The sequence below is a fragment of the Marinobacter sp. tcs-11 genome, assembly GCF_002049515.1.
Taxonomy (GTDB): Bacteria; Pseudomonadota; Gammaproteobacteria; order Pseudomonadales; family Oleiphilaceae; genus Marinobacter; species Marinobacter nauticus.
The window spans coordinates 549,545-575,339 of the sequence record NZ_LLYU01000001.1 but is presented as its reverse complement, the minus strand read 5'-3'; the positions used below and the strand labels follow the sequence as shown (position 1 = coordinate 575,339).

The 25,795-nt window shown below is 58.6% G+C and carries 28 protein-coding genes; 11 read left to right on the top strand and 17 right to left on the bottom strand.

Annotated features, from left to right (window positions below; translation table 11 throughout):
* Window positions 1-194: 194 nt before the first annotated feature.
* The 3 genes from tssE to tssB form a co-directional block, all read right to left on the bottom strand.
* The gene (tssE, locus tag ARC85_RS02580) at window positions 195-632 is read right to left on the bottom strand and encodes a type VI secretion system baseplate subunit TssE (protein WP_011787135.1); all 438 of its coding nucleotides are present in this window, start codon (window positions 630-632) and stop codon (window positions 195-197) included.
* Between the two features lie 3 nt (window positions 633-635).
* Complete coding sequence (gene tssC / locus ARC85_RS02575; protein WP_011787136.1) at window positions 636-2,117, bottom strand: type VI secretion system contractile sheath large subunit; 1,482 nt, start codon at window positions 2,115-2,117, stop codon at window positions 636-638.
* A 61-nt stretch (window positions 2,118-2,178) separates the two neighbouring features.
* Entirely contained in the window at window positions 2,179-2,676 is a 498-nt protein-coding gene (gene tssB, locus ARC85_RS02570) for a type VI secretion system contractile sheath small subunit (RefSeq protein WP_011787137.1), read from the bottom strand.
* A gap of 272 nt (window positions 2,677-2,948) precedes the next feature.
* Between tssB and ARC85_RS02565 the strand changes: the two genes are divergently transcribed.
* Together ARC85_RS02565 and ARC85_RS02560 are read left to right on the top strand one after the other, a co-directional pair.
* Window positions 2,949-3,209, top strand: a complete 261-nt coding sequence (locus ARC85_RS02565) for an acyl-CoA-binding protein (RefSeq protein WP_011787138.1) — start codon at window positions 2,949-2,951, stop codon at window positions 3,207-3,209.
* A 124-nt stretch (window positions 3,210-3,333) separates the two neighbouring features.
* Window positions 3,334-3,645 carry a site-specific integrase gene (locus tag ARC85_RS02560; RefSeq protein ID WP_228224237.1) on the top strand — a complete coding sequence of 104 codons (312 nt, stop codon included), beginning with the start codon at window positions 3,334-3,336 and terminating at the stop codon, window positions 3,643-3,645.
* A 22-nt stretch (window positions 3,646-3,667) separates the two neighbouring features.
* Here the strand turns inward: ARC85_RS02560 and ARC85_RS02555 are convergent, their stop codons facing one another.
* On the bottom strand, window positions 3,668-4,114 hold the full coding sequence (locus ARC85_RS02555; protein WP_502688006.1) for a hypothetical protein: 447 nt from the start codon (window positions 4,112-4,114) through the stop codon (window positions 3,668-3,670).
* Window positions 4,115-4,230: 116 nt separating this feature from the next.
* Window positions 4,231-4,746 (bottom strand): transcription elongation factor GreB, encoded by a 516-nt coding sequence (gene greB / locus ARC85_RS02550; protein ID WP_014422972.1) that lies wholly within the window; start codon window positions 4,744-4,746, stop codon window positions 4,231-4,233.
* 281 nt (window positions 4,747-5,027) lie between these two features.
* On the opposite strand from greB, the gene ARC85_RS02545 reads away from it, so the two are divergent.
* Window positions 5,028-5,309 carry a hypothetical protein gene (locus tag ARC85_RS02545; protein WP_011787142.1) on the top strand — a complete coding sequence of 94 codons (282 nt, stop codon included), beginning with the start codon at window positions 5,028-5,030 and terminating at the stop codon, window positions 5,307-5,309.
* Window positions 5,310-5,311: 2 nt separating this feature from the next.
* Here ARC85_RS02545 and ARC85_RS02540 read toward each other — a convergent pair whose 3' ends face one another.
* The 8 genes from ARC85_RS02540 to ftsY all read right to left on the bottom strand — a co-directional run bounded on the left by ARC85_RS02540 (window position 5,312) and on the right by ftsY (window position 13,485).
* The gene (locus ARC85_RS02540) at window positions 5,312-6,790 is read right to left on the bottom strand and encodes a HAMP domain-containing sensor histidine kinase (RefSeq protein WP_199451581.1); all 1,479 of its coding nucleotides are present in this window, start codon (window positions 6,788-6,790) and stop codon (window positions 5,312-5,314) included.
* Window positions 6,777-7,457, bottom strand: a complete 681-nt coding sequence (locus ARC85_RS02535; RefSeq protein WP_011787144.1) for a winged helix-turn-helix domain-containing protein — start codon at window positions 7,455-7,457, stop codon at window positions 6,777-6,779. The genes ARC85_RS02540 and ARC85_RS02535 overlap by 14 nt, the downstream gene beginning before the upstream one ends.
* Before the next feature lie 103 nt (window positions 7,458-7,560).
* Window positions 7,561-8,340, bottom strand: a complete 780-nt coding sequence (gene hyi / locus ARC85_RS02530) for a hydroxypyruvate isomerase (protein ID WP_278350561.1) — start codon at window positions 8,338-8,340, stop codon at window positions 7,561-7,563.
* Window positions 8,341-8,360: 20 nt separating this feature from the next.
* Entirely contained in the window at window positions 8,361-9,272 is a 912-nt protein-coding gene (locus ARC85_RS02525) for an NAD(P)-dependent oxidoreductase (RefSeq protein ID WP_278350562.1), read from the bottom strand.
* 246 nt (window positions 9,273-9,518) lie between these two features.
* The gene (gene rpoH, locus ARC85_RS02520; RefSeq protein ID WP_011787147.1) at window positions 9,519-10,379 is read right to left on the bottom strand and encodes an RNA polymerase sigma factor RpoH; all 861 of its coding nucleotides are present in this window, start codon (window positions 10,377-10,379) and stop codon (window positions 9,519-9,521) included.
* Between the two features lie 192 nt (window positions 10,380-10,571).
* Window positions 10,572-11,576 carry a permease-like cell division protein FtsX gene (gene ftsX / locus ARC85_RS02515; RefSeq protein WP_023008692.1) on the bottom strand — a complete coding sequence of 335 codons (1,005 nt, stop codon included), beginning with the start codon at window positions 11,574-11,576 and terminating at the stop codon, window positions 10,572-10,574.
* Complete coding sequence (gene ftsE, locus ARC85_RS02510) at window positions 11,566-12,240, bottom strand: cell division ATP-binding protein FtsE (protein ID WP_014422980.1); 675 nt, start codon at window positions 12,238-12,240, stop codon at window positions 11,566-11,568. The genes ftsX and ftsE overlap by 11 nt, the downstream gene beginning before the upstream one ends.
* Before the next feature lie 27 nt (window positions 12,241-12,267).
* Complete coding sequence (gene ftsY, locus ARC85_RS02505) at window positions 12,268-13,485, bottom strand: signal recognition particle-docking protein FtsY (protein ID WP_286714240.1); 1,218 nt, start codon at window positions 13,483-13,485, stop codon at window positions 12,268-12,270.
* Window positions 13,486-13,689: 204 nt separating this feature from the next.
* On the opposite strand from ftsY, the gene rsmD reads away from it, so the two are divergent.
* A complete protein-coding gene (gene rsmD, locus ARC85_RS02500) occupies window positions 13,690-14,325 on the top strand; it encodes a 16S rRNA (guanine(966)-N(2))-methyltransferase RsmD (protein ID WP_014422982.1) in 636 nt (211 codons plus the stop codon).
* A gap of 37 nt (window positions 14,326-14,362) precedes the next feature.
* On the opposite strand, the gene ARC85_RS02495 is transcribed toward rsmD, so the two are convergent.
* Window positions 14,363-15,541, bottom strand: coding sequence for a DesA family fatty acid desaturase (locus ARC85_RS02495; protein WP_199451584.1), 1,179 nt, complete (start codon window positions 15,539-15,541; stop codon window positions 14,363-14,365).
* Between the two features lie 187 nt (window positions 15,542-15,728).
* On the opposite strand from ARC85_RS02495, the gene mutM reads away from it, so the two are divergent.
* From mutM to ARC85_RS02465, 6 genes are all read left to right on the top strand, one after another.
* A complete protein-coding gene (mutM, locus tag ARC85_RS02490; protein WP_199451585.1) occupies window positions 15,729-16,541 on the top strand; it encodes a bifunctional DNA-formamidopyrimidine glycosylase/DNA-(apurinic or apyrimidinic site) lyase in 813 nt (270 codons plus the stop codon).
* A 176-nt stretch (window positions 16,542-16,717) separates the two neighbouring features.
* Entirely contained in the window at window positions 16,718-17,050 is a 333-nt protein-coding gene (locus ARC85_RS02485; RefSeq protein WP_011787154.1) for a hypothetical protein, read from the top strand.
* Between the two features lie 86 nt (window positions 17,051-17,136).
* Window positions 17,137-17,826, top strand: a complete 690-nt coding sequence (gene yrfG, locus ARC85_RS02480; RefSeq protein WP_199451586.1) for a GMP/IMP nucleotidase — start codon at window positions 17,137-17,139, stop codon at window positions 17,824-17,826.
* A 48-nt stretch (window positions 17,827-17,874) separates the two neighbouring features.
* Window positions 17,875-18,282: a ribosome-associated heat shock protein Hsp15 gene (gene hslR, locus ARC85_RS02475; RefSeq protein WP_011787156.1), complete on the top strand. Its 408-nt coding sequence runs from the start codon at window positions 17,875-17,877 to the stop codon at window positions 18,280-18,282.
* A gap of 87 nt (window positions 18,283-18,369) precedes the next feature.
* Complete coding sequence (hslO, locus tag ARC85_RS02470) at window positions 18,370-19,224, top strand: Hsp33 family molecular chaperone HslO (RefSeq protein WP_022991325.1); 855 nt, start codon at window positions 18,370-18,372, stop codon at window positions 19,222-19,224.
* A 174-nt stretch (window positions 19,225-19,398) separates the two neighbouring features.
* Window positions 19,399-20,934, top strand: coding sequence for a phosphoenolpyruvate carboxykinase (locus ARC85_RS02465; RefSeq protein WP_022991326.1), 1,536 nt, complete (start codon window positions 19,399-19,401; stop codon window positions 20,932-20,934).
* 116 nt (window positions 20,935-21,050) lie between these two features.
* Here the strand turns inward: ARC85_RS02465 and ARC85_RS02460 are convergent, their stop codons facing one another.
* Together ARC85_RS02460 and ARC85_RS02455 are read right to left on the bottom strand one after the other, a co-directional pair.
* Entirely contained in the window at window positions 21,051-23,117 is a 2,067-nt protein-coding gene (locus ARC85_RS02460; RefSeq protein WP_286714239.1) for a TRAP transporter large permease subunit, read from the bottom strand.
* A 25-nt stretch (window positions 23,118-23,142) separates the two neighbouring features.
* Window positions 23,143-24,195, bottom strand: coding sequence for a hypothetical protein (locus ARC85_RS02455; protein WP_286714238.1), 1,053 nt, complete (start codon window positions 24,193-24,195; stop codon window positions 23,143-23,145).
* A 261-nt stretch (window positions 24,196-24,456) separates the two neighbouring features.
* Between ARC85_RS02455 and ARC85_RS02450 the strand changes: the two genes are divergently transcribed.
* A complete protein-coding gene (locus tag ARC85_RS02450) occupies window positions 24,457-24,729 on the top strand; it encodes an HU family DNA-binding protein (RefSeq protein ID WP_286714237.1) in 273 nt (90 codons plus the stop codon).
* Between the two features lie 39 nt (window positions 24,730-24,768).
* On the opposite strand, the gene ARC85_RS02445 is transcribed toward ARC85_RS02450, so the two are convergent.
* Window positions 24,769-25,788 (bottom strand): putative solute-binding protein, encoded by a 1,020-nt coding sequence (locus ARC85_RS02445; protein ID WP_011787162.1) that lies wholly within the window; start codon window positions 25,786-25,788, stop codon window positions 24,769-24,771.
* Between the last annotated feature and the right edge of the window lie 7 nt (window positions 25,789-25,795).

Sequence of the window (25,795 nt, the reverse complement as noted above, 5' to 3'; positions counted from 1 at the left end):
CATGGCTTCGCACACTTTTGGAAAGACTACCCACACCCTGACTCTCATACCTGCCTTCAAAAACTTCGGCCGCATTCCACTCAGGTTTGCCGGAGGGGATGGGGATGCTTTTCTGGCGGGAAAAAAGATGTCTGAGCAAAGCGAGTTATTTTTTCCCAGAAGAAAAGTGTCCCCATCTCCTCCAGCCACCAAGTCTAAACAACCCGGTAGTACCGCTTATCATCCAATACCAGGTCTATCGTCGTCCGATCATCGCTTCCTGCAACGTTCAGGTAGACCGTCACCTGGAACTTCAACTGCAACGGGTCCGGACCCGGTGGCATGGCCACCACATCCACCCGCTTAACCCGCGGCTCAAACTTCTCGATGCACTGACGGATGGCCCCGCGGATCTGGATGCTCAGGTCATGAGTGCCCAGCGTGGCGTCGTTGAAATCCAGCAAGCCAAGATCCGGTGCGCTGCTGCTGTTGCCCGGGTGGGCGTTCAGCAGTCGCACCAGGTGGCGCTTGATGGACTCAACCACATGGGTGAACTCCCCCATGCTCTGGCCCGCAGGAGCGGCAGCCTGTTCAAGCCGTTCAAACAGGCTGCCGGTGTTGCGAACGCCGTCAGTGCCGGTGCCGCCGAACACGGATTAATCCTTGTCCAGTCGGCCAACCAGCGAGAGTTCGAAGTTGGCGCCCATGTATTTGAAGTGCGGACGCACTGCCAGGGAGACTTGGTACCAGCCCGGATCGCCTTCTACATCGGAGACTTCCACTTTCGCGGCACGCAAGGGACGGCGGCTGCGGACGTCTGCGGGCGGGTTTTCCTGGTCGGCCACGTACTGGCGAATCCAGGTGTTCAGTTCCCGCTCCAGATCCTGACGCTCTTTCCAGGAGCCGATCTGCTCTCGCTGCAGCACCTTGATGTAGTGGGCCAGGCGGTTCACGATCATCATGTACGGCAACTGGGTACCCAACTTGTAGTTGGTTTCCGCTTCCTTGCCTTCCTTGGTGTTCGGGAACTGCTTGGGCTTCTGCACCGAGTTGGCGGAGAAGAACGCGGCGTTATCGCTGCCCTTGCGCATGGTCAGGGCGATGAAACCTTCTTCCGCCAGCTCGTATTCGCGACGGTCGGTAATCAGCACCTCAGTCGGAATCTTGGCTTCCAACTGACCGAAGGACTCGAAGGTGTGCACCGGTAGATCTTCCACCGCACCGCCACTCTGTGGACCAATGATGTTCGGGCACCAACGGTACTTGGCGAAGCTCTCGGTCAGGCGTGTGGCCAGCAGGTAGGAGGTATTGCCCCACAGGTAATGCTCGTGGTCACCGGAGACATCTTCCTTGTAGTTGAAGCTGCGCACCGGGTTTTCAGTCGGATCGTAAGGCACCCGCAGCAGGAAGCGCGGTGCGGTCAGGCCCAGGTAACGGGCATCTTCGGACTCACGCAGGGAACGCCACTTGGCGTATTTCGGGCCTTCGAAAACGGCGCTCAGCTCTTTGATGGCCGGCAGTTCCTGGTAGCTGTCGACGCCGAAGAACGACGGTGCAACCGAGGACAGGAACGGCGCGTGGGACATGGCGCCAACCGACGACACGTACTGCAGCAGCTTCATGTCCGGCGTTGATGGGCTGAAGGCGTAGTTGCCGACAATCGCGCCCACCGGCTCACCACCGAACTGACCATACTCGGCGGCATAAATGTGCTTGTAGAAGCCGGTCTGGGTCACGTCCGGAGCAAATTCGAAATCTTCCAGCAGCTCGGTCTTGGTGGCATGGAGGATATCCACCTTGATGTTCTCGCGGAAATCGGTGCGATCCACCATCAGTTTCAGTCCGCGCCAGGACGATTCCAGCTCCTGCAGCTTGGGCGCGTGCAGAATCTCATCCATCTGGGCGCTGATTTTGCGATCCAGCTCGACCACCATCTGGTCGACCAGCGCCTTGTTGACCGGCTGGCCTTTTTCATCGCTCTTCAGCAGGTTGGCAATAAACGTGGCCACCCCTTTACGGGCAACATCGTAGCCTTCATCGGCCGGCGCCATACGGCTGTTGGCCATGACCTGGTCAAGCAGAGAGCCTTCTGCTACGGATTCGGAGGCAGCAGATTGCTGCACAGCAGTATCAGACATACCACATCCCTTCAGTACGTGATTGATAATCGGTGTAGGTTACCGGGTTCCGGTGTTGCGATTACTCGCCGCCGTCGGTGGCCAGCTCAAGTTCAGCCAGCAGCTTTTCCCGGGCGTCGTCGTTGTCCAGCAGCTCCTGCAGCTTGGAACGGAACGAAGGCACGTTGCCCAGCGGGCCCTTGAGGGCAACCAGGGCTTCACGCAGCTCAATCAGCTTCTTGAGCTCAGGGACCTGGCGGGCAATGCTGTCCGGAGAGAAGTCTTCGAGCCCCTGGAATTCGAGATTCACGGGGAGGTCGTCGGCACCGTCTTCGAGCTTGTTGGAAACACTGGTGGAAAGCGTCAGACCCGCTTCCTTCATGACAGAACGGAAGTTGTTCTTGTCGACGGAAATGGCCTTACGGTCTTCAATGGGGGTTTCTTCAGCGTGACCCTTGAAATCACCAACCACGAACATCTTCAGTGGCAGTTCGGTTTCGGCCTGCTGATCGCCTGTGGCGGGGACATACTTGATATTGATGCGCTCTTTCGGCGCAACGGAACCGTCTTTGGCAGACATGGCGTGCTCCCTGTGCAAGTCATTTGCAATTGTATCGATCCTTGGTGCCTGCCCTCCTGGCAGACAACGCGTAAAACTGTACACAGGTCACCCAGGGTTCTCAAGCAAAAATTGGCCAGCGATGGCTCAAAATGTGTACTTGGGCAAACTTTTGCCAGATTGCCAGGGCGACCGGAAAGCCGCTGTTTCGGTCAATGACGCCAACCACCACCGTCGCTATACTGCCAACATGTTTGAACGGAAAAAAACCACCAACACCACGGAGACACAACATGAGTGACCTGAAAGCAAAATTCGAAGAAGCGGTAAACTACATCCAGACGGCGGAAGGCGATTTCAAACCTTCCAACGAGTTGAAACTGGAATTCTACGCCCTTTACAAGCAGGCCACCGAAGGCGATGTCAGCGGCAAGCGTCCGGGCATGATGGATTTTGTTGGCCGGGCCAAGTACGACGCCTGGGAGAAACTCAAGGGCATGTCCAGCGATGACGCCATGCAGCAGTACATCGACAAACTTGAATCCCTGAAGTAACGCCCCTGCCCCGCCGCCACACCGGTTGCGGGGCACCGCACCCGCCAGAATTTTGCGCCGTTCAAACGTTTGTCATATGATGCGCGCAACATAACAAAAACAAGCTTTTGAACGAGTAAACACCATGGACATTACTGAGGCCCTGGAGCAATCGCGCCCAGGCATGATTGGCCAGGTACAGGCCGCCATCCGCAAACGCGAACTGAATCAACGCGCCGAGCAAACCTATCTGCACTGGATCAGCCGATTTGTGCTGTTTCATGATCTGAAGGATCCGGACAATCTGGCCGAAGAGGATCAGAAGCTGTTCCTGACCTATCTGAGTGAAAAGATCCGGGTATCCCGGGCGCGACTGAATCAGGCCAGTCAGGCTCTGAGCTTTTTCTACGAAGATGTGCTCGGCAGGCCCACTGCTGCAGATTCAGCCGCTGCCTGAGCCCGGGCAGCAGGGCCGATGATTAACGACCGGTGAGATTGGTATTCAGGGTATCGTAGGTGCGGTTCTCGGGTGGCCGGATCACGTAATTGTTGCCGTGGCTCTGGCCCGGTATCACTTTGGGATTACTGAAACGGATCTCGACGGGAATCTCGGAACGACCCAGATCGGTTCGCGGGTCTCTCGGCTGCAGGGCCAGCGGGTCCAGATAGAAATCGTCATCCGTTGCCTGCTGCACCGGTACCCCGGCCGCCGGCGCTGCCAGCCCACCCTCAATCACAGTATTGGCCAGCTCCTCTTCCGCGACTGAGCGAAACGGAATCGTGTCGATTGTGGAACGCTCTTCGTACTCAAACGCGGCGTCATCTTCACTCTGGGCATAGGCAGGCAAGGCCATCAACAGCATCAACGGCAACGCCAGCAACGCTGCCCCGGCTCGTTTTTCCTCTGTCTGTTTCCTGACATTCATGGTGCTCATCCCAACCCTAGCCGATCATCCATTTGCCCTGACGGGTGACAATATTTGATCAGTCTATCGCCAAAAATGACCCTTTGCCCAGGCAAAAGCCAGTTTTGTGACAGCACTCACTTGTCGTTCGAGGCCATTTGGTAGCGGATATCGGTAATCACCACCTGCTTCCAGCCCTCAGGGGTTCTCACCGATACCTCGTCATCCAGATGCTTGCCAATGAGCGCGCGGGCCAGCGGAGAATTGATACTGAGATAGCCTTTTTCGAGATCGAATTCATCGGCACCCACGATTCGATACTCCTGCTCACTGCCGTCCTCATCCTCGATGGTCACCCAGGCACCAAAGAATACCCGGCTCCGGTCTTCTGGCAGGCGATCCACCACCGAGACCTCATCCAGCCGCTTGCTGAGGAAGCGTACGCGGCGGTCGATTTCCCGAAGCTGCTTCTTGCCATAGATGTACTCGGCATTCTCGGACCGGTCTCCCAGGGCAGCCGCTTCACGTACTGCCTGGGTAACCTCTGGTCTCTTTACTTTCCATAGGAATTGCAGCTCATCCCGGAGCGCCTGCTCACCTTCGGGGGTGATATAGCGCGGCCGGTTGTTGCCTGAAGGCGTCTGGTTGGCCATGGGTGTCCTGGTTCAAGAAACAATGCATTTCGGAAGGGCAAAAAAAACCCCGTGAATCACGGGGTATAAGGCTAGCGCTGTGCTGGAGGGGGAAGCAAGCAGATCATCCGCCCGCTTCCGCATCTACACCCTCTATTCTGCACATTGACCATTACCTGCCTGTGGCCATGCGATTACCTTTTGGCAAGGCATCCGTTCCGCAATCTAGGTTGAACACTCTAGCGCCAAGGATTAGCGTGGCCGACAATGACACCTGATCTTTTCTGCATGGAGATATGCTAATGGATACCAAGAAACTGATGAATCTGGCACTTGAAGGGGTGGATAGCCTGGGTTTCCGGCTGGACCAGCTGGGCATCACCAGCCGCGTCAATCGCCACAATATTGCGGCCTTTCTGATGGCCGAACAGAAGCATCTGGAAGGCGAGTGGGACAGTATTCAGGCCAAGGTGGATCGCCGTCGCTCGCAGTTTGATCATATCAGCCAGCAGGTCGAGTCACGGGCCGACGCGGTACTTGGCCCTGTCCTGAGCCGTATCAACCGCTTTCGCGCCAGCCAGTAATCTCAGGCCGTGCCGGGTTCTGCGGAGGAGCGACCCTCCTCCGTTGAACCACCATTCTCAGACTGTGTGGCCTTGATCCGCTTTTTTACGGCGGTGTACGCTGGCATCCGGACCGTGACGGTCAAGCCCGGCATGTCTTCCCCAGGATGGGTATCACTCAGCAGAATCTGGCCCTGATGAATCTCCGCCACCGCCGACACCAGGCTGAGCCCCAGACCATTGCCGGGTAACGAGCGGCTCTTGCCAACCCGGTAGAAGCGCTGGAAAACCTGGTCTTTCTCATCATCCGGAATACCGATACCGGAATCCTGAACCTCAAACACCGCTCCGCCGCCGTCCCGGCGAACGACCACCTTGATGGCACCATGCTCCGGCGTGTATTTGATGGCGTTGTCGATCAGGTTACTGATCATCTGGAACAGGAGATCCCGGTCTCCCTCAATCCGGACATTTTGCTCAAGTTCCTGAGAGAAACTCTGATCCTTGTCCTCAGACAGGGCCTCGTAGAGTTCACAGGCATCGCTGACCAGTTCATCCAGCGCCACCGCTTTCATGTCGGCCGAGTTGCCCCGGGTCTCCAGCCGGGCGATGCGCAGCAAGGCATTGAAGGTGGCCAGCAGCTGGTCAGCCTCTGCCACAGCCTGCCCGACATGCTCGCGCGCCTCGTCATTGTCGACCGTAATCAGCGTGTTTTCGAGCTGGTTACGCAGTCGCGTCAGTGGAGTGCGAAGATCATGGGCGATGCTGTCGGAAACATGGCGTATGCCTTCCATCAGATACACGATCCGGTCCAGCATCTGGTTCAGGTTTTCGGCCAGTTGATCAAAATCGTCGTCGGTCCCACGGGTCGGAATCCGGAGGGACAGGTGCCCATTCATGATCCGGCGAGAGGTGTTGTTGATCACTTCAATGCGGCGAGTGGTGCTTCGGCTCATCAGGAAGCCACCCAGGAGCGCCAGGGCAAGGGTGATTCCCATACCCCAGTTGATGGCAGTTTCAATCACCCGCTTGAGGTTGGTGAGGTCATCCACATCGCGCCCCACCAGCAAGCGCAAACCACCCTGGACCTCAAAGATTCTGGCCCGGGCCAGGCGCTCGGGGCCCTGCCAGCCAACGGAGGGGTTCAGGGTGAAATTGATCCAGCCACTGTCAGACGAGCGGCTGCCCTCTGGCCAGGTTTCAATATTCCCGGCCAGTTTCAGAAAGTCGTCTGTGGTCAACAGGTAAATGGACTTGGCATTCGGATCCCTGGCCACCCGTTCCCGGATGATGGTGATCAGACCATTTACACCACGACTGCGATACTGCTCCGCCAGGCCGGCGATTTCCGCTTCAATGGTCTCGTCGGTCTGGGCAGTCATGAACCCGGCTGTACGCCAGTAGATAAATGCCAACAGCAGAAACACCGAGGTGGCAAACACCACCATATACAGCAGGGCAAGCTGGAAAGACGATGTTCTGAGCTGACTAAGCAGTTTCACGTAACATGTATCCCGCCCCCCGCACTGTCTGCAGCAGGGGTGTATCGAATTCCTTGTCGATCTTGGCGCGCAGACGGCTGATATGCACGTCGATCACGTTGGTCTGGGGGTCGAAGTGATAATCCCACACTTTCTCCAGCAGCATGGTACGGGTAACCACCTGCCCGGCATTACGCATCAGGTATTCCAGCAGCCTGAACTCCCGGGGCTGGACATCAATATTCTGGCCGGCTCGTTTTACGGTGCGGGCCAGCAGGTCCATCTCCAGATCCGCCACTTTCAGTACGGTCTCGGTCTCGGCCGCCTGACGGTTACGCCGGATCAGTGACTCGATGCGCGCCAACAGCTCGGTGAAAGAGAACGGCTTGGTCAGGTAGTCATCGCCACCGCCACGCAGCCCTTCGACACGGTCATCGACATCGCCCAGAGCACTGAGAATCAGCACCGGCGTCTGGTTGCCCGTGGCCCGTACCGTCTTGATAATGGAAAGGCCATCCATACCCGGCAACATCCGGTCGACAATCATGATGTCGTATTCTTCACTGGCCGCCATCATCATGCCTTCCTTGCCGTCGGCCGCATGATCCACCACGAAGTCGGATTCCCTCAGTCCCTTTAGCAGATAATTTGCTACATCCCGATCGTCTTCGATTACCAGCGCTTTCACCGGTGCTCCTCCTGATAGCGGAAAACATTAACAACAAGGGTACGAAGAACTCCGGGAACCGGCCAGTTACGATCTTGTAAGAGGGTGTCGCCTATGGCGACGGTCAGTTTGCCTCAGAAAACCAGCCCAGAGACGGCTCTGTCGCCCCCGTAGGCCTGTACTCTGCGCTCACCCAGCCGCCATAACCCAGTCTGTCTATCGCCGAGAAAACATTCAAAAAGTTAATCTCCCCGGTTCCCGGCTGATGCCGGCCCGGGTTGTCGGCGAACTGGATGTGGCCAATCCAGGGCAGCAGGCATTCGATGCCACGAATCAGATCCCCTTCCATGATCTGCATGTGATAGAGATCGTACTGCAGGCGCACGTTGTCTGCCTCCAGCGCCTCAATCAGCGCCATCACCTTGCCACTGGTATCGAGCATGAAGCCCGGCATATCCACCCGCGAATTGATGGCTTCCAGGCACAGGGTCAGGCCGGCTTCGGCGAAGCGGTCGGCTGCGTACTGCACATTCGCCACCAGGGTCTGCCAGGCTTCTTCCTCGGCAACGGATTCGGGCTTCAAACCTGCCAGGCAATTGAGCTGCTTGCAGTCCAGCATCCGGGCGTAGTGAATGCCCTGCTCGACACCGGCGCGAAACTCCTCAATGCGATCCGGCAGACAGGCAATGCCTCGCTCCCCTGCTGCCCAGTCGCCGGGCGGCAGGTTGAACAGTACCTGTTCCAGCCCGTTGCTCTGAAGCCGCTCCGCCAGTTGTTCTGCCGGCCACTCATAGGGAAACAGATACTCCACACCATGAAACCCGGCACTTCGGGCCCGGGCGAAACGTTCCAGAAACGGCACTTCGGTAAACAGCATGCTCAGGTTGGCAGCAAAACGGGGCATGGCAGATTTCTCCGGTTAATTCAGTGCTTGGGGCCTCGGCCCAGTGAACCCATCAAGGAGCCGTTCAGATGCTCCAGCTCCAGCAACAGGCCGCTGTGATCAACATCACTGTGGCCATTGGCGACCAGGGCGAGGTATTCATTATGCACCTGCTGGGCCAGCGGCAGGGTCAGATTTTCCGCGCGGGCCTCATCCAGAATCATACGCATATCCTTGAGTTGGATGCGGGCCGGAGCGCCCGGCGCGAAGTCCCGGTCAATCATCCGCTGGCCATGCAGTTCCAGAATCCGGCTGCCGGCAAACCCGCCCATCAGCGCTTCCCGCACGGCGGCCGGATCCGCGCCACCTTTGGCTGCCAGCAACAGCGCCTCCGACACAGCCCCGATGGTAATACCCACAATCGCCTGATTGGCCAGCTTCGCCAACTGACCGGCCCCTACCGGCCCGATGCGGGTGCATTTTCCCAGCGCATTGAACACCGGCAAAGCCCGCTCGATATCGGCTTCCGAGCCGCCCGCCATGATACTCAAACGAGCCTCGGCCGCACCCACCGTGCCACCGGACACCGGTGCATCCACGTAACCCACCCCCTGCTCTGCGGCCAGCTCGGCATGCTGTCGCGCCAGCGAAGGCTGCACCGAACTCATATCAATCACCAGCGCACCCACCTTCACCGCAGCCAGAGCGCCCTGATTTACCAGCACATCGTCCACCACCTGGCCATTTTCCAGCATGGTGATCACGATATCGGCCTCCGCCACCGCCTCGGCGGGCGTCCCGGCGATCGTCGCTTCGCTGGCAAAGGGCTCGCATTTGCTGGTGGTGCGATTCCAGAGCGTCATGGAAAAACCGGCGTCCAGCAGGTTACGGGTCATCGGCGTGCCCATCAGGCCGATGCCGAGAAAAGCGATACGAGGAGAATGTGCAAACATTTTGGGGAATCCCACTCAGAAGCCCGGCGAAGGGATTGGGGTAGCCTTTCCAAAAATTTGCGGAGCCATGGATGGCGGAGCAGAAGCGCCACATGGATGTGCCGCAGGAGCGTTTTTTGGAAAGGCTACCCCAATCCCTTCTTCCCAGCCACGTGAATTAAATGGTTTAGGCGGATTATACAAACAAAAACGCCACCAACCGCGAACGGTGGTGGCGTTTTCAGCTTTCGAGCTGGCGAGAAAACCTCAGGCGACCTCAGCCATCTGCACCCGGATCTTCTTCATGGCGTTTTTCTCAAGCTGGCGGATCCGCTCAGCGGACACCCCGTACTTGTCGGCCAGCTCATGCAGCGTCGACTTGCTCTCCGACAACCAGCGTTCACGCAGAATATCCTGACTTCGCTCGTCCAGCTGCTCCAGCGCCTGCATCAGCCGGCCGTTGGAGTCCTCAGACCAGTCAGCGTTTTCCAGCTGAACCGCCGGATCGCTACGGCGATCTTCCAGGTAATAAGCCGGCGCCTGGTAGGCGTTGTCTTCGTCATCATCCATCGGGCCGTCAAAGGCGGTGTCCTGGGAAGCCAGACGACCTTCCATTTCCCGCACCACGTGCGGCTCGACACCCAGATCATTGGCGACCGCTTTCAACTCATCGTGATTCAGCCATGCCAGCTTCTTCTTCTGGCTGCGCAGATTGAAGAACAGCTTGCGCTGGGCCTTGGTGGTGGCCACTTTCACAATGCGCCAGTTACGCAGAATGAATTCGTGAATCTCCGCCTTGATCCAGTGCACGGCAAACGACACCAGACGCACGCCATACTCAGGATTAAACCGCTTGACGGCCTTCATCAGGCCAACGTTGCCTTCCTGGATCAGGTCGGCCTGGGCCAGGCCGTAGCCGGCATAGCTGCGAGCAATGTGAATCACAAAGCGCAGGTGCGACAGTACCAACTGACGCGCGGCCTCAACATCGCCATGGTAGTGCAACCGTTCTGCCAGTTCCCGCTCTTCATCAACGGAGAGAACAGGAATGCGACTCGCCGCCTGGATATACGACTCGAGATTCGCACCCGGAACCAGTCTGTCAACCAGCTGTAAACTCGTACCCATGCATTAACCTCCGAACCTGACAGCCTTTAAATATAGCAACTCAATATGAGACCGCCAAGAACTCAATTAGTTCCCGAACTTCCCAGTAAAACGTTAAAAATCATACATCTGGAAAGATCGCCTTTGCTTTTCTACAAATCAAACTACGTCAGAAAAGGCTCTTTTTTCAATACGGTTTTCCCGCGATCCGGATCAGCCTCCAGCAATATCGCCCGGCTCAATGTCATCCAGATGACGCCTCACCGCAACCCAGGCGCCCAGCCAGCCTAACAGCATCGCTACGATTATCAATGCCAACGCGCCATCGAATCCCGGCCCCTGCAAGGTAAACTCACTGCGATACAACCCGGCAAGACGCTCGATCGGGCCGCTTAACCACCAGAGCGACACCTGAATCAGTAACCACGCCACCAGGCCACCCCCGAGCCCGAACCAGGCGCCGGTGTAAAGAAACGGACGACGAACGAAAGCATCGGTTCCGCCCACCAGTTTTGCCACGAGGATTTCATCCCGCCGGTTCTCGATGGCCAGACGCACCGTGTTACCAATCACCAGGATAACCGCAGCCCCCAGCAACAAAGCCAGCGCCCAGACGGCGCGGGCAAGGATGTCGGTCATTGCGTTCAGGCGTTGCAGCCAGCCCAGGTCGACCTGGACCTGATCGATACCGTTCATATTCTCGACAAACGTCACCAGTGCCTGAACGCCCTCTGCCGAGCGAGCGCTGTCTTCGGGTGTAATCAGCAGCGTATGCGGCAAAGGATTCTCTTCCAGGAAATCCAGCGCCTCGTCCAGCCCGGAACTGGCTCGAAAGTCGGCCAGGGCCTGATCACGCTCGACCAGCTGAACCGATACCACTCGCCCATCGCTTTCAATGTCCGCGGCCATACCCCGGGCTTCCTCCGCCGGCAGTTCCATCGCCAGATAGGCGGTAATCCTGGCCGTGCTCTCCCAGCCTGCACTCACACCCTGCAGGCTGGTCAACAGCAACAGCAGGGCAACCGGCAAGGCCAGAGCTACCCCCATCACTGTCCAGGTCATGGCGCTGGCTACCGGGGTTTTCCACATTCTCTGGATAGAATCCCGGGCTACTTTCCGGTGGTGGCCCAGATAACTCCGGGCCTGATCACTCAACAGTGATCGCGAACGGTTAGCGCCCCGGCGATTATCCGGCTTCTGGCGAGAGTCAGTGGCCACTCACACCTCCGCCAGCTACCAGCTGGCCCTGATTCAGAGTCAGCGTACGTCGATTCATTTCATTAATCAGAGCAATATCGTGGGTTGCCACAAGTACCGTTACCCCAACCTGACTGAACTGGGTAAACAACCGCATGATGTCTGCAGACAATTCGGGATCCAGGTTACCGGTCGGCTCGTCCGCCAGCAGTACGGGTGGTTTGTTTACTACCGCACGGGCAATACCGACCCGCTGCTGCTCACCCCCGGATAACTGCATGGGGTTCATCTTTTCCTTTTTCAGCAAACCAACCTTGTCCAGTGCCGCCCGCACGCGCCGGCCGGTGTCTTCCGGCGAGGCCCCCATCACTTCCAATGGCATGGCCACGTTGTCGAACACCGTGCGGTCAAACAACAGCTGGTGATTCTGGAACACCACACCGATATGACGCCGGATGTAAGGAATCTGGCGGCGGGGCAGGCTATTCAGCTTCTGGCCGCCCACGATCACCTCACCCGCTGTCGGGCGCTCCATCACCATGATCAGTTTCAGAAGGGTACTCTTGCCCGCGCCGGAATGTCCGGTCAGAAACGCCAGCTCACCACGGTCCAGGTGAAAGTTCACAGCCCTGAGCGCGGTGTGATCACTGTCGTAGCGTTTGGTTACCTGGCGGAACTCGATCATCGGGGCAGCTACTCCGTCTTTACGGCGTCAGTCTTCGAACAACGCATCCACAAAAGTTTCGGCATCGAAGCTGCGCAGGTCTTCGGCCTGTTCTCCCACCCCGATATAGCGGATTGGCAACTGCAGCTGACGGGCGATCGCAAACACAATACCGCCTTTGGCCGTGCCGTCCAGTTTCGTGAGCGTAATGCCGGAGACACCTACTGCCTGCTGGAATACCTGGGCCTGGCTCAGGGCATTCTGACCAGTGCCGGCATCCAGCACCAACATCACCTCATGAGGCGCAGATTCATCCAGCTTCTTCATCACCCGAACGACCTTGGACAACTCGTTCATCAGGTTGTCCTTGTTCTGCAGGCGACCGGCGGTGTCTGCAATCACCACATCCACACCCCGGGATTGAGCCGACTGGATGGCGTCGAAAATTACCGATGCACTGTCTGCGCCGGTATGCTGGGCCACCACCGGAACGTTGTTGCGCTCGCCCCAGACCTGCAATTGCTCAACCGCCGCCGCCCGGAAGGTGTCTCCAGCGGCCAGCATGACCGACTTACCCTCGCTCTGGAATTTCTTGGTGAGCTTGCCGATGGTAGTGGTTTTGCCGACACCGTTCACGCCAACCATCAGGATAACGTATGGCTGTTTACCAGCATCGATCTCCAGCGGCCGGGTCACGTCCTTGAGAAGGCCATGCAACTCATCCCGTAGCGCCTTGCGCAGGGCTTCGCCATCTTTCAGCTGATTGCGTTCGAGTTTCTCGGTCAGGGCGTCAATGATCTCAGAGGTGGCGGTCACACCCACATCGGCCATCAGCAACGTGGTTTCGATTTCTTCCAGCAGATCTTCGTCAATCTTCTTGCCCACCGAGAACAGGTCGGCCAGACCACCGGTCAGGCTGGCCCGGGTTTTCCCCAGACCCTGCTTGATGCGCTCGAAGACACTGACTCGGGTTTCCGGTTCGCGCTCAACCTCAGGCTCCGCCGCCGGAACGGGTTCCGGCGCGGGAGCCGGCTCAACAACCGGTTGAGCCGCTTCCGGCTCAGCGGCTTCTGCCGCTGGTTCAGGCGGCACTTCAGGTTCGGCCTCAGGTTCCGCTGGCACAGGAGCCGGCCCCCTGGCCACCTCCGGCTTACGCTGAGGTACCGGCTTGGGCCGGGGCGCACGCTTGCGGTTGCCGGCGATATCCAGCACAAAAAACAGAACAAGAAGGGCCAACAGGCCGACTGAAATCCACTCTGCCGTCATAATCTATCCATCTGTCTGAAAAAAGGGCGGGCACAGGCCGCAGGTTCGCGAAGAGGACACAAGAACCCCAGCTCGCCAAAATAAGTGGAGCATTCTAACAGACTGGCCGGCACAAGTGATGGGGCAGGATTAACCGGTCTCGTGGATTCCGGTACCATAGCCGCAAACATCAGCCATCCATGATTTCCCCGGAGCCTCGCCCCTATGGCACGACGTCCCCCAGCCCGCAAAAAACCCGTCGTCTCACCAGGCAAAGGCTCCGGAACCGGCGAACTGAGAATCATCGGCGGCGACTGGCGCAGCCGGAAACTGCGCTTTCCGGACGCCGGCGGCGTGCGGCCCAGCCCGGCCCGCACCCGGGAAACCCTGTTCAACTGGCTGAACTTCCACCTGGCAGGCAGCCGGTGCCTGGATCTGTTCGCCGGTTCCGGGGCTCTGGGACTGGAAGCACTGTCCCGTGGAGCAGCGCAGGCAACGCTGGTGGACCACACCCCCGCCCTGGCCAAAGCGCTCCGGGACAACCTCCGGCTGCTGGGAACCAACAAAGGGGATGTCGCCTGCCAGGATGTGGAACAGTTTCTGGCAAAGGGTGACGGCCGGGGCTACGACATCGTGTTTATGGACCCGCCATTCCGGCAAGGCTGGCTTGAACGGTTGATACCGCTGCTGGACACCCAGCAATGGGTAAAGCCGGGTGGCTGGATCTATGTCGAACACGAGAGTGAAAGAGCCTTGCCGGCGGTTCCGGCCAGCTGGCACCTGCACCGACAGAAATCAGCAGGCCAGGTCAGCTACTGTCTTTTCCGGGTTGAACGGGGTGAGGAACCGGAAGCCCAGTAACGGGGGGCTTCCGGCGTATCCTACAGGCAGGCCTGTCTCAGGAAGCGGGGCGCAAGGAATACGCTCGCAGGTGCGCGGCAAACTCTTCCAGGTAACGAACACCACTGGCTTCGGCGTCACGACACCACTCCATCAACGCCTGCAGCTTGTCCTGGGGCTTGAGCCCGCGCTGGCGCCAGAGTGCCTGGAGTTCATGACTCTTCTCGTAGATCAGCCTGAGCACTTCGTTGCGCTCCAGCACCGTGTCGAGATGTTCTTTTTCCCGAGGCTTGATCAGGCTGATTTCGCGAGACAGCAATTGCTTGAGCTTGCGATAACGGGGACGAATTTCGTCGTCCATCAACGCTTTCTGCTGTCGCAGCACCGGCTCCATTACTCGCTTGCGATACTGGCGCATGATCACAAAGCGGTTATTGGCGATAGCCTGAACGGTTTCCACGTCCACCGCCTGCTTGCCCGGAACATAATGAGCAATAGGCCGGTAGCCTTTCGGCGTCGCCAGACCAAACAGCTGGAACAGACGAATGTAACCCCAACCGATGTCCACTTCGTACCAGCGACGAGACAGCTTGGCCGAATTCGGATAGGTGTGGTGATTGTTGTGCAGCTCTTCACCACCAATCAGGATACCCAGCGGCGAGATGTTGCGGGCGTTATCGGCGCATTCGAAATTCCGATAGCCCAGATAATGACCGATACCATTGACCACGCCGGCAGCCCATACCGGAATCCACATCATCTGTACCGCCCAGATCCAGATACCGTGCACCCCGAACAGTGCCAGGTTGATTACCGCCATCAGGGCAATACCCAGGGTCTTGTACCGGCTGTAGAGGTTGCGCTCAATCCAGTCTTCCGGCGTGCGCTGACCATAGCGTTCAAGGGTTTCAGGGGTGGCAGAAGCAGCGTACAACTCGGCGCCCTCAAACAGCACCTTGCGAATACCCAGCACCACCGGGCTGTGAGGATCTTCCTCGGTTTCGCACTTGGCATGGTGTTTACGGTGGATGGCCGTCCACTCTTTGGTGTTCTGGGCCGTGGTCAGCCAGAGCCAGAAGCGGAAAAAGTGCTTGAGGACGGGATGCAGATCCAGCGCGTTATGGGCCGAATGACGATGCAGATAAAGGGTAACGCTAACGATGGTGATGTGTGTCATCACCAGAGTGACCGCGATCAGCTGCCACACAGAAAGGTCCAGAAGACCGTTAAACCACATAGATAATCCTCGAAACTCGATTAACTTCGAAAGGCGATACTGCTGAGGGATGTCGCTGGCACTCGAAGGGGGTGATCGTTAGGCCCACTCTAGCGTACAGGTGTAAGCCTGGACAACCAGGTTTGGCGGCTTTTTTGTTACCGATTACACTGTTTCGTCTCAAAATCTGTCTGTTGGTGGAGGCTCTGTGCCGGAATTACCTGAAGTTGAAACCACCCGTCAGGGCATTGCGCCTCACTGCGAGGGCCAGACCATCCAGCGGGTAATTGTCCGCAACCCCAGCCTGCGCTGGCCGGTGCCGGCGGATCTGGCCGAGCACCTGGAAGGCAAGACCATCCGGGCCGTGGAGCGCAGGGCGAAATACCTGTTCCTGCACCTGGAGACTGGTTCCGTGATTGTCCATCTGGGCATGTCGGGCAGTCTCAGAGTGATCACCGACGACAGCCCCGCCATGACTCACGATCACGTCGAGCTTGTCCTCGGCAATCATCGCCGCCTGCGCTTCAATGACCCGCGACGCTTCGGCTGTTGGCTGTGGACTACCGACTGGAACCGGCATCCACTGATCAGCGCGCTCGGTCCGGAACCCCTATCCGAAGGTTTCAACGGCGCCTGGCTTTTTCGCCTGTCCCGGCATAAACAGACGCCGGTCAAATCCTTCATCATGGACAACCATGTGGTGGTTGGTGTGGGCAACATCTACGCAAACGAAGCGCTGTTCAAGGCCGGCATCCACCCGAAACGCAAAGCCGGCCGCATCAGCCTGGACCGCTACCACAAGCTGGCCGAGGCCATCCGGGAAACCCTCAGCGCCGCCATACTGATGGGCGGCACCACTCTGCGGGACTTCGTCAACAGCGACGGCAAACCGGGGTATTTCGCCCAGTCGCTACTGGTTTATGGCAAGGCGGGAGCGCCCTGCACCGAATGCAACACCCCGCTGAAAGAGATCCGCATGAACAACCGATCGACGGTTTACTGCCCCCGATGCCAGCGCTGAGATTCCGCAACGGCTCACACTTTTCAACGAAAAACCGTTTGAAATTGAGGCAATATGATTCATAGTTAATGGAGTGCTAGTACCCGGTCGCCGCACGCAGCGCGAACATGCTGGCTCGCAATACAGAGACAGGCGAGCCCTGACCAACCGGGCTGATACGTTCAGGAGAGAATGACATGACCCGCAAGATTTCCCGCACCCTGGTAGCCACCGTCGCAGCCTGCCTGCTGGCATTCTCATCGCTCGGCCATGCCCGTGCCGTGGACGAAAGCCCGTCTGCGCTGGCCATGACCGCCGATGCGGTGTTGCTGCGCCCGGCGCTGCTGGCCACAACCATTATTGGTAGTGCTGTGTATCTGGTATCCCTGCCATTCTCGGCGCTTGGCGGCAATGCCGGTGAAGCCGGTGAAGTGCTGGTGGTTGGCCCGGCCAAGGCCACCTTCGTGCGCTGCCTGGGCTGCACCCGCACCGGTCGCAAGTCAGAAACTGTGGAGCAGTCCGACAACTGATTTGGCGCACCGATCCGTAAAATCCCGGCTTGCCACTGGTCGGGATCTGAGGCAGCCTGAAGAAAATTCTTCAGGCTGTTTTGTTTATGGTGGACTGGTCAACCCTCGATACGGTGTTCCTCGATATGGACGGGACACTGCTGGATCTGCATTTCGACAACCACTTCTGGCTGGAGCACCTGCCAAGGCGCTATGCCGAACACTTTGACCTGCACCCAACCGAGGCCCGGGACTACCTGATTCCGATGATTATGGCCGAGCGGGGCTCACTGAACTGGTACTGCACCGATTACTGGAGCGAACGCCTTGCCCTGGACATAACCGGCCTTAAGGCGGAAGTTGGCGACCGCATTGGCTACCGCCCCCATGTAACCGACTTCCTGGCCGCACTGCGCCAGGCCGGACTGCGCTCGGTCATCGTCACCAACTGCCATCCAGATCCTCTGGCCCTGAAGCTTCAGCGGACCGGACTGGATCAGCATGTTGACGGCATCGTCTCCAGCCACGAACTGGGCAAGCCCAAAGAGGACCCGGCGTTCTGGCAGGACCTTGCCGGCCGCTCCCCCTATCGTCACCAATCTACCCTGATGGTCGACGACAGTTTCCCGGTGCTTGAGAGTGCCCGTGCCGCCGGTATTGGCCAGTGCCTGGCGATTCTGGCCCCCGACAGCCAGCAGCCATCCAAAGACCACCACCCGGACATTCCCGGCATTCATCACTTCGATGAAGTACTGCCTGCCTTGCGCTCACATACAGCAGTGCCATCCACCCCATGAGGGGGTTATAATGGATTATTGCGGCATTTGCCCGACAGGTGAGGAGATATGACGGCGGCGAACGCAGACGATCAGAAAGTCCGGCTCGATAAATGGCTGTGGGCAGCGCGATTCTATAAAACCCGCTCGCTCGCCAAAGAGGCGATTGAAGGCGGCAAGGTGCACTACAACAGCCAGCGCACCAAGCCCGGCAAGATCGTTGAGACCGGCGCCAAAGTGACCCTGCGCCTGGGCTGGCAGGAAAAGATCGTGATCGTCGACGACATCAGCGACCGACGCCGGGGCGCCCCGGAAGCCCAGAAGCTCTATCACGAAACCGACGACAGCGTGAAACGGCGGGAAGATCTGGCCTGGCAACGCAAGACCATGCAGGCTGCACAGCTGCCCCCGGCTCGAAGGCCGAGCAAGAAAGATCGCCGGGATATCCAGCGCTTCCGGGAACAGAATGGTCTGTAACCATTGAATCCCACATATCTGACAACCCGTATACAACCCCGTTTCAGTAACTCCCAGTAAATCGATACATCAGCTCCAGGAGACACCATGGCATCCCGCGACCAGTTCCAACGTTTTCTCTTTGAACACAGCCAGGTGCGGGGTGCCTGGGTACAGCTGGGCGAGAGTTTCAAGGAAATCACCGGCCAGGCCCCCTACCCGGATTCAGTCCGCGAGCTGCTGGGAGAATCCCTGGTAGCCAGCGTACTGATGAGCAGCACCCTGAAATTCAAAGGCACTCTCTCGCTGCAGGCAGCGGGTGAAGGTGCCCTCAGCACACTCATGGCCGAATGCAGCCATGACCGCCATATCCGTGGCCTGGCCCGCTTTGATGCCGATGCGGTCAGCGGCGAAACCCTGCACGAGCTGCTCGGAAAAAGCCGTATGGCCATCACCATTACCCCGGAACAGGGCCAGCGCTATCAGGGCGTGGTACCAAGGGAATCAGAAACCCTGGCCGGCTGCCTGGAAGAGTACTTCGAGCGCTCCGAGCAGATCGCCACCAGCCTGTTCCTGTTTGCCAACGAGGATACCGCTGCCGGCCTGTTACTCCAGCGCCTTCCCGGCCATACCGATGACGACGATGACCTGTGGAACCGGGTGAACCACCTGGCCCGCACAGTGGAAGCGGAGGAACTGCTGAGCCTGGACAGTGAAACCCTGCTGCACCGGCTGTTCCACGAGGAAACGGTGCGCCTGTTCGAGCCGGATCCGGTTGCCTTCCGCTGCAGCTGTTCCCACGAACGCACCCTGGCCGCGCTGGAAGCCATCGGCAAGGACGAGTGCTACAGCATCCTCGACGAACAGGGCAGCATCAACATGGACTGCCAGTTCTGTCACGCAAACTATCGCTTCAATAGAAATGATATTGATCACCTTTTCACCGGCCATACGTTACACTAAGCAGTCACTGAACTTGCCCGGAAGCCGCCTCTGGCGCGGCTTTCAGGGCAGTCGTTTTTTGTGGGCGTCTCTGGCATAATAGCGCGCCTGAATTGACCCGATTGTTCAGTTTTCCGTCAATTTTCGGGGGGACGGCCTGGGCAATCACGAAGACATCCCGAGGGCGAGGTCGAAGTGAGCAACACTTATAATGATCTGAGTACAGCACGACTGGTCGAGCTGGCATTAGCAAGGAACGAAGGCCAGCTGGCATCCAACGGTTCTCTGGTGGTCACCACCGGTGAGCGTACCGGCCGGTCTCCTATGGACCGCTTTATCGTCGAGGAGCCCAGCACCGCCGACGACATTCACTGGGGTCCGATCAACCGCCCGTTCGATGCTGAAAAGTTCGATGCCCTGTGGGATCGCGTTGAAGCCTACATCGCCGAAAAAGACCGCTTCGTCTCTCACGTTCACGTTGGTTCCGACCCGGAACACTACCTGCCGGTAAAAATGACCACGGAAACCGCGTGGCAGAACCTGTTCGGCCGCAACCTGTTCATTCGCCCGGATAGCTTCAACCCGGCCGACAAGCAGGAATGGCAGATTCTCAACGCCGCTAATTTCGAGTGTGTACCGGAGCGTGATGGCACCAACTCCGACGGCTGCGTCATCATCAACTTCGCCAAGCGCAAGGTGTTGCTGGCCGGCATGCACTACGCAGGCGAAATGAAAAAAGCCATGTTCTCGGTTCAGAACTTCCTTCTGCCCGAGAAAGACGTTCTGCCCATGCACTGCTCAGCCAACGTCAGTGAAACCGGCGAGACCTGCCTGTTCTTCGGCCTGTCCGGCACCGGCAAAACCACCCTGTCTGCAGACCCGCACCGGTTCCTGATCGGTGACGATGAGCACGGCTGGGGCCCGGGCACCGTATTCAATATTGAAGGCGGTTGCTACGCCAAGTGCATCGACCTGAGCCAGAAGAACGAACCGATCATCTGGGACGCCATCCGTTTCGGCGCCATCGTTGAGAACGTGATGATTGATCCGGAGACCCGCGAGCCGGATTACAACGACGTTTCACTGACCGAAAACTCCCGCTGCGCCTATCCGCTCGAGCACGTCGAAAAGCGCGTGATCGAGAACCGTGCCGGTGAGCCCTCGCACATCATCTTCCTGACCTGCGACATGACCGGCGTTCTGCCTCCGGTATCCATCCTGAGTCGTGAAGCGGCTGCGTACCATTTCCTGAGTGGCTACACCGCGCTGGTGGGCTCCACCGAAATGGGCTCATCCTCCAAGCTGAAGTCCACCTTCTCGACCTGCTTTGGTGCGCCGTTCTTCCCGCGCCCGGCCGGCGTCTATGCCGAGCTGCTGATGAAGCGTATCGACGAATTCGGCAGCAAGGTATTTCTGGTCAACACCGGCTGGACCGGTGGCCCCTACGGTGAAGGCAAGCGTTTCAGCATTCCGACCACCCGCGCCATCATTGCCGCCATCCAGAACGGCGATCTGGACGACGTCGAAACCGAGCACCTGGATGCCCTGAATCTGGACGTGCCCAAGCACGTTCCGGGCGTAGACACCGAGCTGCTGAACCCGCGCACCACCTGGGTCAGCCCGGACTACTACGACGGCAAGGCTCAGGAGCTGATTGCCCAGTTCGTGGAAAACTTCAAGAAATTCGACGTGGCCGACGCCATTGTTGAAGCGGGCCCGAAAGCCGGCTAAAGCCGCTTTCCCACTGCCATAAAAAAAGCGCCTTGCGAAAGCTCGGCGCTTTTTTTGTGCCTTTGGTTTGAGAACACAGACCAGACAGGCCGCCGGGGCGGCCTCGGGCAGAGAAATCAGTTGGCGTAGAACAGCAACGGCACAAAGGCCACCAGTACCAGAGAAATACCCATGGCAATCAGTGGCATGATGATGCGTTCGTGGCGCTGGTAGAAGGTTCCACCTTCCTGCTGGGCCGCCAGCACCTCAGCCTCGCCCACCACCTGGCGGGTGAGCAGATGGTTCAGGGCCACAGGCGGGCTCAGGTAGCCAAGCTCGAAGGCTACCAGCGTCACCATCCAGAAATGCACCGGGTGAATACCGCTGGAGTAGGCTATGGTCGCCACCGTTGCGGTTACCAGAATCACCGCCCCGAAGGCGTCCATGATCATCCCCAGAATCACCAGGATCACTACCATCAGCAGCATGGCAGACCAGGGACTGTCGAACGCCTGCGGGAAAGTTTCCATGATGTGGGAGCGCTCGATCACACCACCAATGCTCACCGACAGCCCCAGCAGCAACAAAAGGGCGCCAATCTCGGCGGTGGTATCGTTGGTCGCGCCACGAACGCTGCGCTCCAGCCCCTGGTGATTGATCTCACCGGACGCCCGGCCCCGGCCATTTTTCAGGCTGATATGCTCATATACCAGAATGGCCAGCATGATCACCGGCAGCAACCGGGGCGCCGAAAATTCGTCCATCTTCACATCCAGGGCAAGCCGGTAGAACAGCACTACGGCAGCGATCACGATCACATAGGGAATCAATGGCCGCAAAGCCTGGATGGACGCCGGAAAGGCATCGGCCGCCGGGGCCAGGTCAAACTGGCTCTGCCGGTTCACCGTGAGAGCCACCATCGCAAACATGGTGGCGGTCAGTACGAATACCCAGATGCCCCAGCCAAACAACTCATCGGTCGTCACCTCTCGGTTCAGGTAGGCAATCACCACCACCAGCAGACACGGCCGCAATACCACACCCAGGGAGCCCGACATGGCCGTGGCCGCCAGGGCCAGATGTCGGCGCGCGCCCGCCGCTCGGAGCTCACTGTAGATAACGGCACCGGCAGCAATTACAAAAATACCGGAAGCACCGGTATAGGCGGTAGGTACCGCCGCCACCAGAACGGCCACCACCGCCAGCATCTCCGGCGGCATACGCCAGGGCCGGAAAATATTGAAAACCAGAGTCGCCAGGCGGGTCTGTTTCAGCATCATGCCCACCCACACGTACAGTCCCACATTCAGGAACATGTCGGCCAGTTCCATCATCTTGCCCAGATAGATCCCGATACCGGAGGAATGGCCGATCAGCGCGAAGTAGGTACCTGAAATCAGACACATCACGGTATAGAGCGGAACCGACAGAAACGCCTGATTCAGATTGCCCCCCGGCGCCAGATTGTCGGGCACGCGGAACAGGCGATAGAGGCTCGCCAGCGTCAGGCAGGCAAAGCCGACAATCCAGAAATTGTGTAGCAGCAGCTCCTCACCGGATACGGCGGTGCTGCTGGCCAGGCTGGATTGCCGGAAGATCACTGACGAGCCCAGCAACATGGCGTTGGCAATGGTTTGCAGAGTGTGGGAGACGGTGTAGTCCAGCCGGGTCTCCATGGCTCGCATGGCAATGTGATGGCGGGTGAGTGTGGCGGTCACCGCACACAGCATCACCAGAATCACCAGAACATAGCGTTGGGCTGTGAGCCCGAACGCGATCAGGTCGGCTACAAAAAGCTCTACCGCCCGATAGGCTTTCACACCGGGAGTCAGTTTGTCCTGCAGGTCTTCGTAACTGGCGTGAGCGGCCCGGCAATCCGCCACCGAGCGCTCTATGGCAAGACGGACTTCCCGGGGGTCTTTTTCATGGGCGCCAAGCAGTGCTGCCATCGGGTCGTCTGCCGGCGCTTGCTCAGCCAGCTCCCGAGCGACCTCTGCCTCAATATCCCGGTTGAGGTCGCACTCCGGTTGTACCGGGTCCATGCGCAGCTTGTAATAACCGCTCCAGAGCTGCTCACCAGCGCGCAACATCTGATTATGAATATCACTGCTGGTGGAGAACAGAACCACAGCCAGCAACAACAGACAGGCCGGCAGCGATGAAAACCACTCCAGACCACTACGACGAAAACCACCCTGGGGCATAACGGCTTACTCGGCTTGATGATGGTTACAACAGGTCGTCCAGATCCATGGTCTCGACCGGTTCACGCTGGTCATCCCAGAAGGCACCGAACTGCCCGATGGGGGTGCGGTGGCCGGTGTTTTCCACCCACAACCGATCCGAAATCGCCACCAGCATATTGGTCGCCATGGCATCCACAAACCGCCATTCCTCGTTGGCGGGATTGGCCTCAAGGGATTCAGCATGGTCCCGGATAACCGACTTCACCAGGGCTTCATCATTCTTGTTCATGGCCGCAATGGCCTGGAACACATGGCCCAGTCGGACGCCAGCTTCCTCGCCCTGCTCCGCGGCAATGGCCAGGCGCTCGAAGGCATCTTCACCCTGGGGCTGGGTTCCCGGGATCATGGCCCAGACCGTGGCACGCAGGCCCATGGGGGCGCCCCACCATTTCTTGTTATCCAGACACTGGGTAGCACGGCCCACCACGGAGCCGGTATTGAACGGAACGCCCACCGAGGAAGTGGCCTGGATCTGGGCGTTAAGCGCCTGCAGCCCGGACAGCAAACCGGCCATGTACATGAACTCGTCCATGTCATCGTCGAAATCCGGGCACTCGGTTTCATCCGGGTTGCCATAGTGGCTATTGTGATGCTGCCAGCTTTTCAGATAGCGGCGAGCGGCCAGGGTATGGGCACGCTTCTGGCGAATAAAGGCGTCTTCCGCCGCGGTCGCGTCCATGGAGTGCATGGCGGCCAACCCTGCCAGCTCATGCTCCCTGGCCTGCTCTTCCGCACAACTGCCCGAAGACAGGTAGAGCATCACAGCCAGTTGATCCGGCTCGCTGGTTACCCGACCAAACGACATCAACAGCGGCGCGGTAGCCTCGCTCATGGAACAGCCCATGGCCAGATCGTCCGACTCCATGAGGTAGGGGACGGTATGGTTGCGGGAGAAGCCCTTCATGACATCCCCCGTGGTCTTGTAGATCATGTTATTGACCGCCCCGCAGCCGCTCAGCAGGAGACCGGCAGTCAATGCCGCCACCATGCCGCGAAGCCCAGATGATGTTGTCGGGGATCTCCGGAAACCCTTCATACCTTTCAACCTTTTGTTCTTGTGTTCTGTCCAGAAGATGGGGGCGGACTGCACCGTTTGTTACAGTCTGTAACCGGCGTTCATTATGACGAACTCCGCCCCGGGTTTATGAGACCGATCCCGCAAATGACGCCTCCGGGAACATATCGTTACCGAAGAAGGTTTGCAGATTCAGCCCAAAGCCACTATAGATTGCTTCAGCCTCCGGCCTGGCCGGGGCAATAACCAACAACAATCAGAACGAATAATCAGGAGTATCCGATGCGCAAACCTGAACTTGCTGCTGCCATTGCCGACAAAACCGGCCTTACCCGGGAAAAGGCCGGAGAGGTAATCAACGCGTTTACCGACCAGGTGTCGGCGGCTGCCGCGCGGGGAGAGGACGTGACACTGATCGGTTTCGGTACCTTCAACATCCGCAGCCGGGAAGCCCGCAGCGGGCGCAACCCGCAAACCGGCTCAAGCATCCAGATCCCTGCCAGCAAGACCGTGGGTTTCAAGGCCGGCAAGGCCCTGAAAGACGCCATCCGCTGATCACCTGCGGCCCGCTCTGTATGCGGGCCGCTCAGTGCCTCAGGATGCGCACTCCGAACGGGAGCCATCCACCCGACAGCGAATCGCCTTCATCAACTTGATGGCGCGCTCGTCATAGACCCCGTCCTCCAACAGTGAAAGACGAACCTGGCGCAGCATCTTGTCGTACTCGGCCACATCTTCCCGGGGCGGGTGCATCCAAACCTCGGCAGGAATCCCGGACTCCGCTTCCGCAATGATCTCGTAGGCCTGATCAATCCGCTTGATGGACTCATCCCGAACCATCTGGCCGGCGTCTTCCGGGAAACGGTCGCGATGAATAATGACCTGGAAGTTCATGTACGCCAGGGCATACTTGAACACCCCACCCTTGGAATTAACGCCCTTATAGAGTTCCAGAGGCTGATAGGCCACGGCTGGTGCATAGGCCAGGTCGACACTGCCATTATTGAACTTGCCGGCAAAGTTGGCGGAGTTGGAGCCAACCACCGATGCGCCGACATGACGGACCATGCGCACCGAGGCCGAGTCGTAATCCAGCGTTGCGATGCGTTTGCCCTGGAGTTTCTCGACCGAATCAATGGCCCGGTCGCGGGTATACAGGTAAATGGCCCCGGCAGGAAAGACACCGGCTACCTCATAGGGCCCGTCAACCAGGAACGGCCGGGCCTTGGGCTGGCTCAGGGTGTTGTACAACAGGCGCATTTCTTCTTCACCCGGCACTGCCCCCATGGCTTCGAGGCTACCGGTAAACTTGTTGAATTCCCGGGCACGGGTGCCGGTCAGCAACACGGCATCGCACTGACCGGCCTTGAAGTCTTCGGCCGCTACTTTTTCATCGGTGTAGGCACGCAGTTCCAGCTTGATGCCTCGCTTGAGGGCCACCGGCTGGAACTCCTTGGTAATGGCAAACAGCGGGCCATTGGCACCAACCGGGTCAAACACACAGAAACTGCGCTCAAGGATTTCATCCTGGGCCTGAACCAGGGAGGGTGCCACCACGCTGGCACACAGGACGGCCGCCATGGCGAGCCGGCGGGAAAAGCGGATTGATTTCACGGGATGA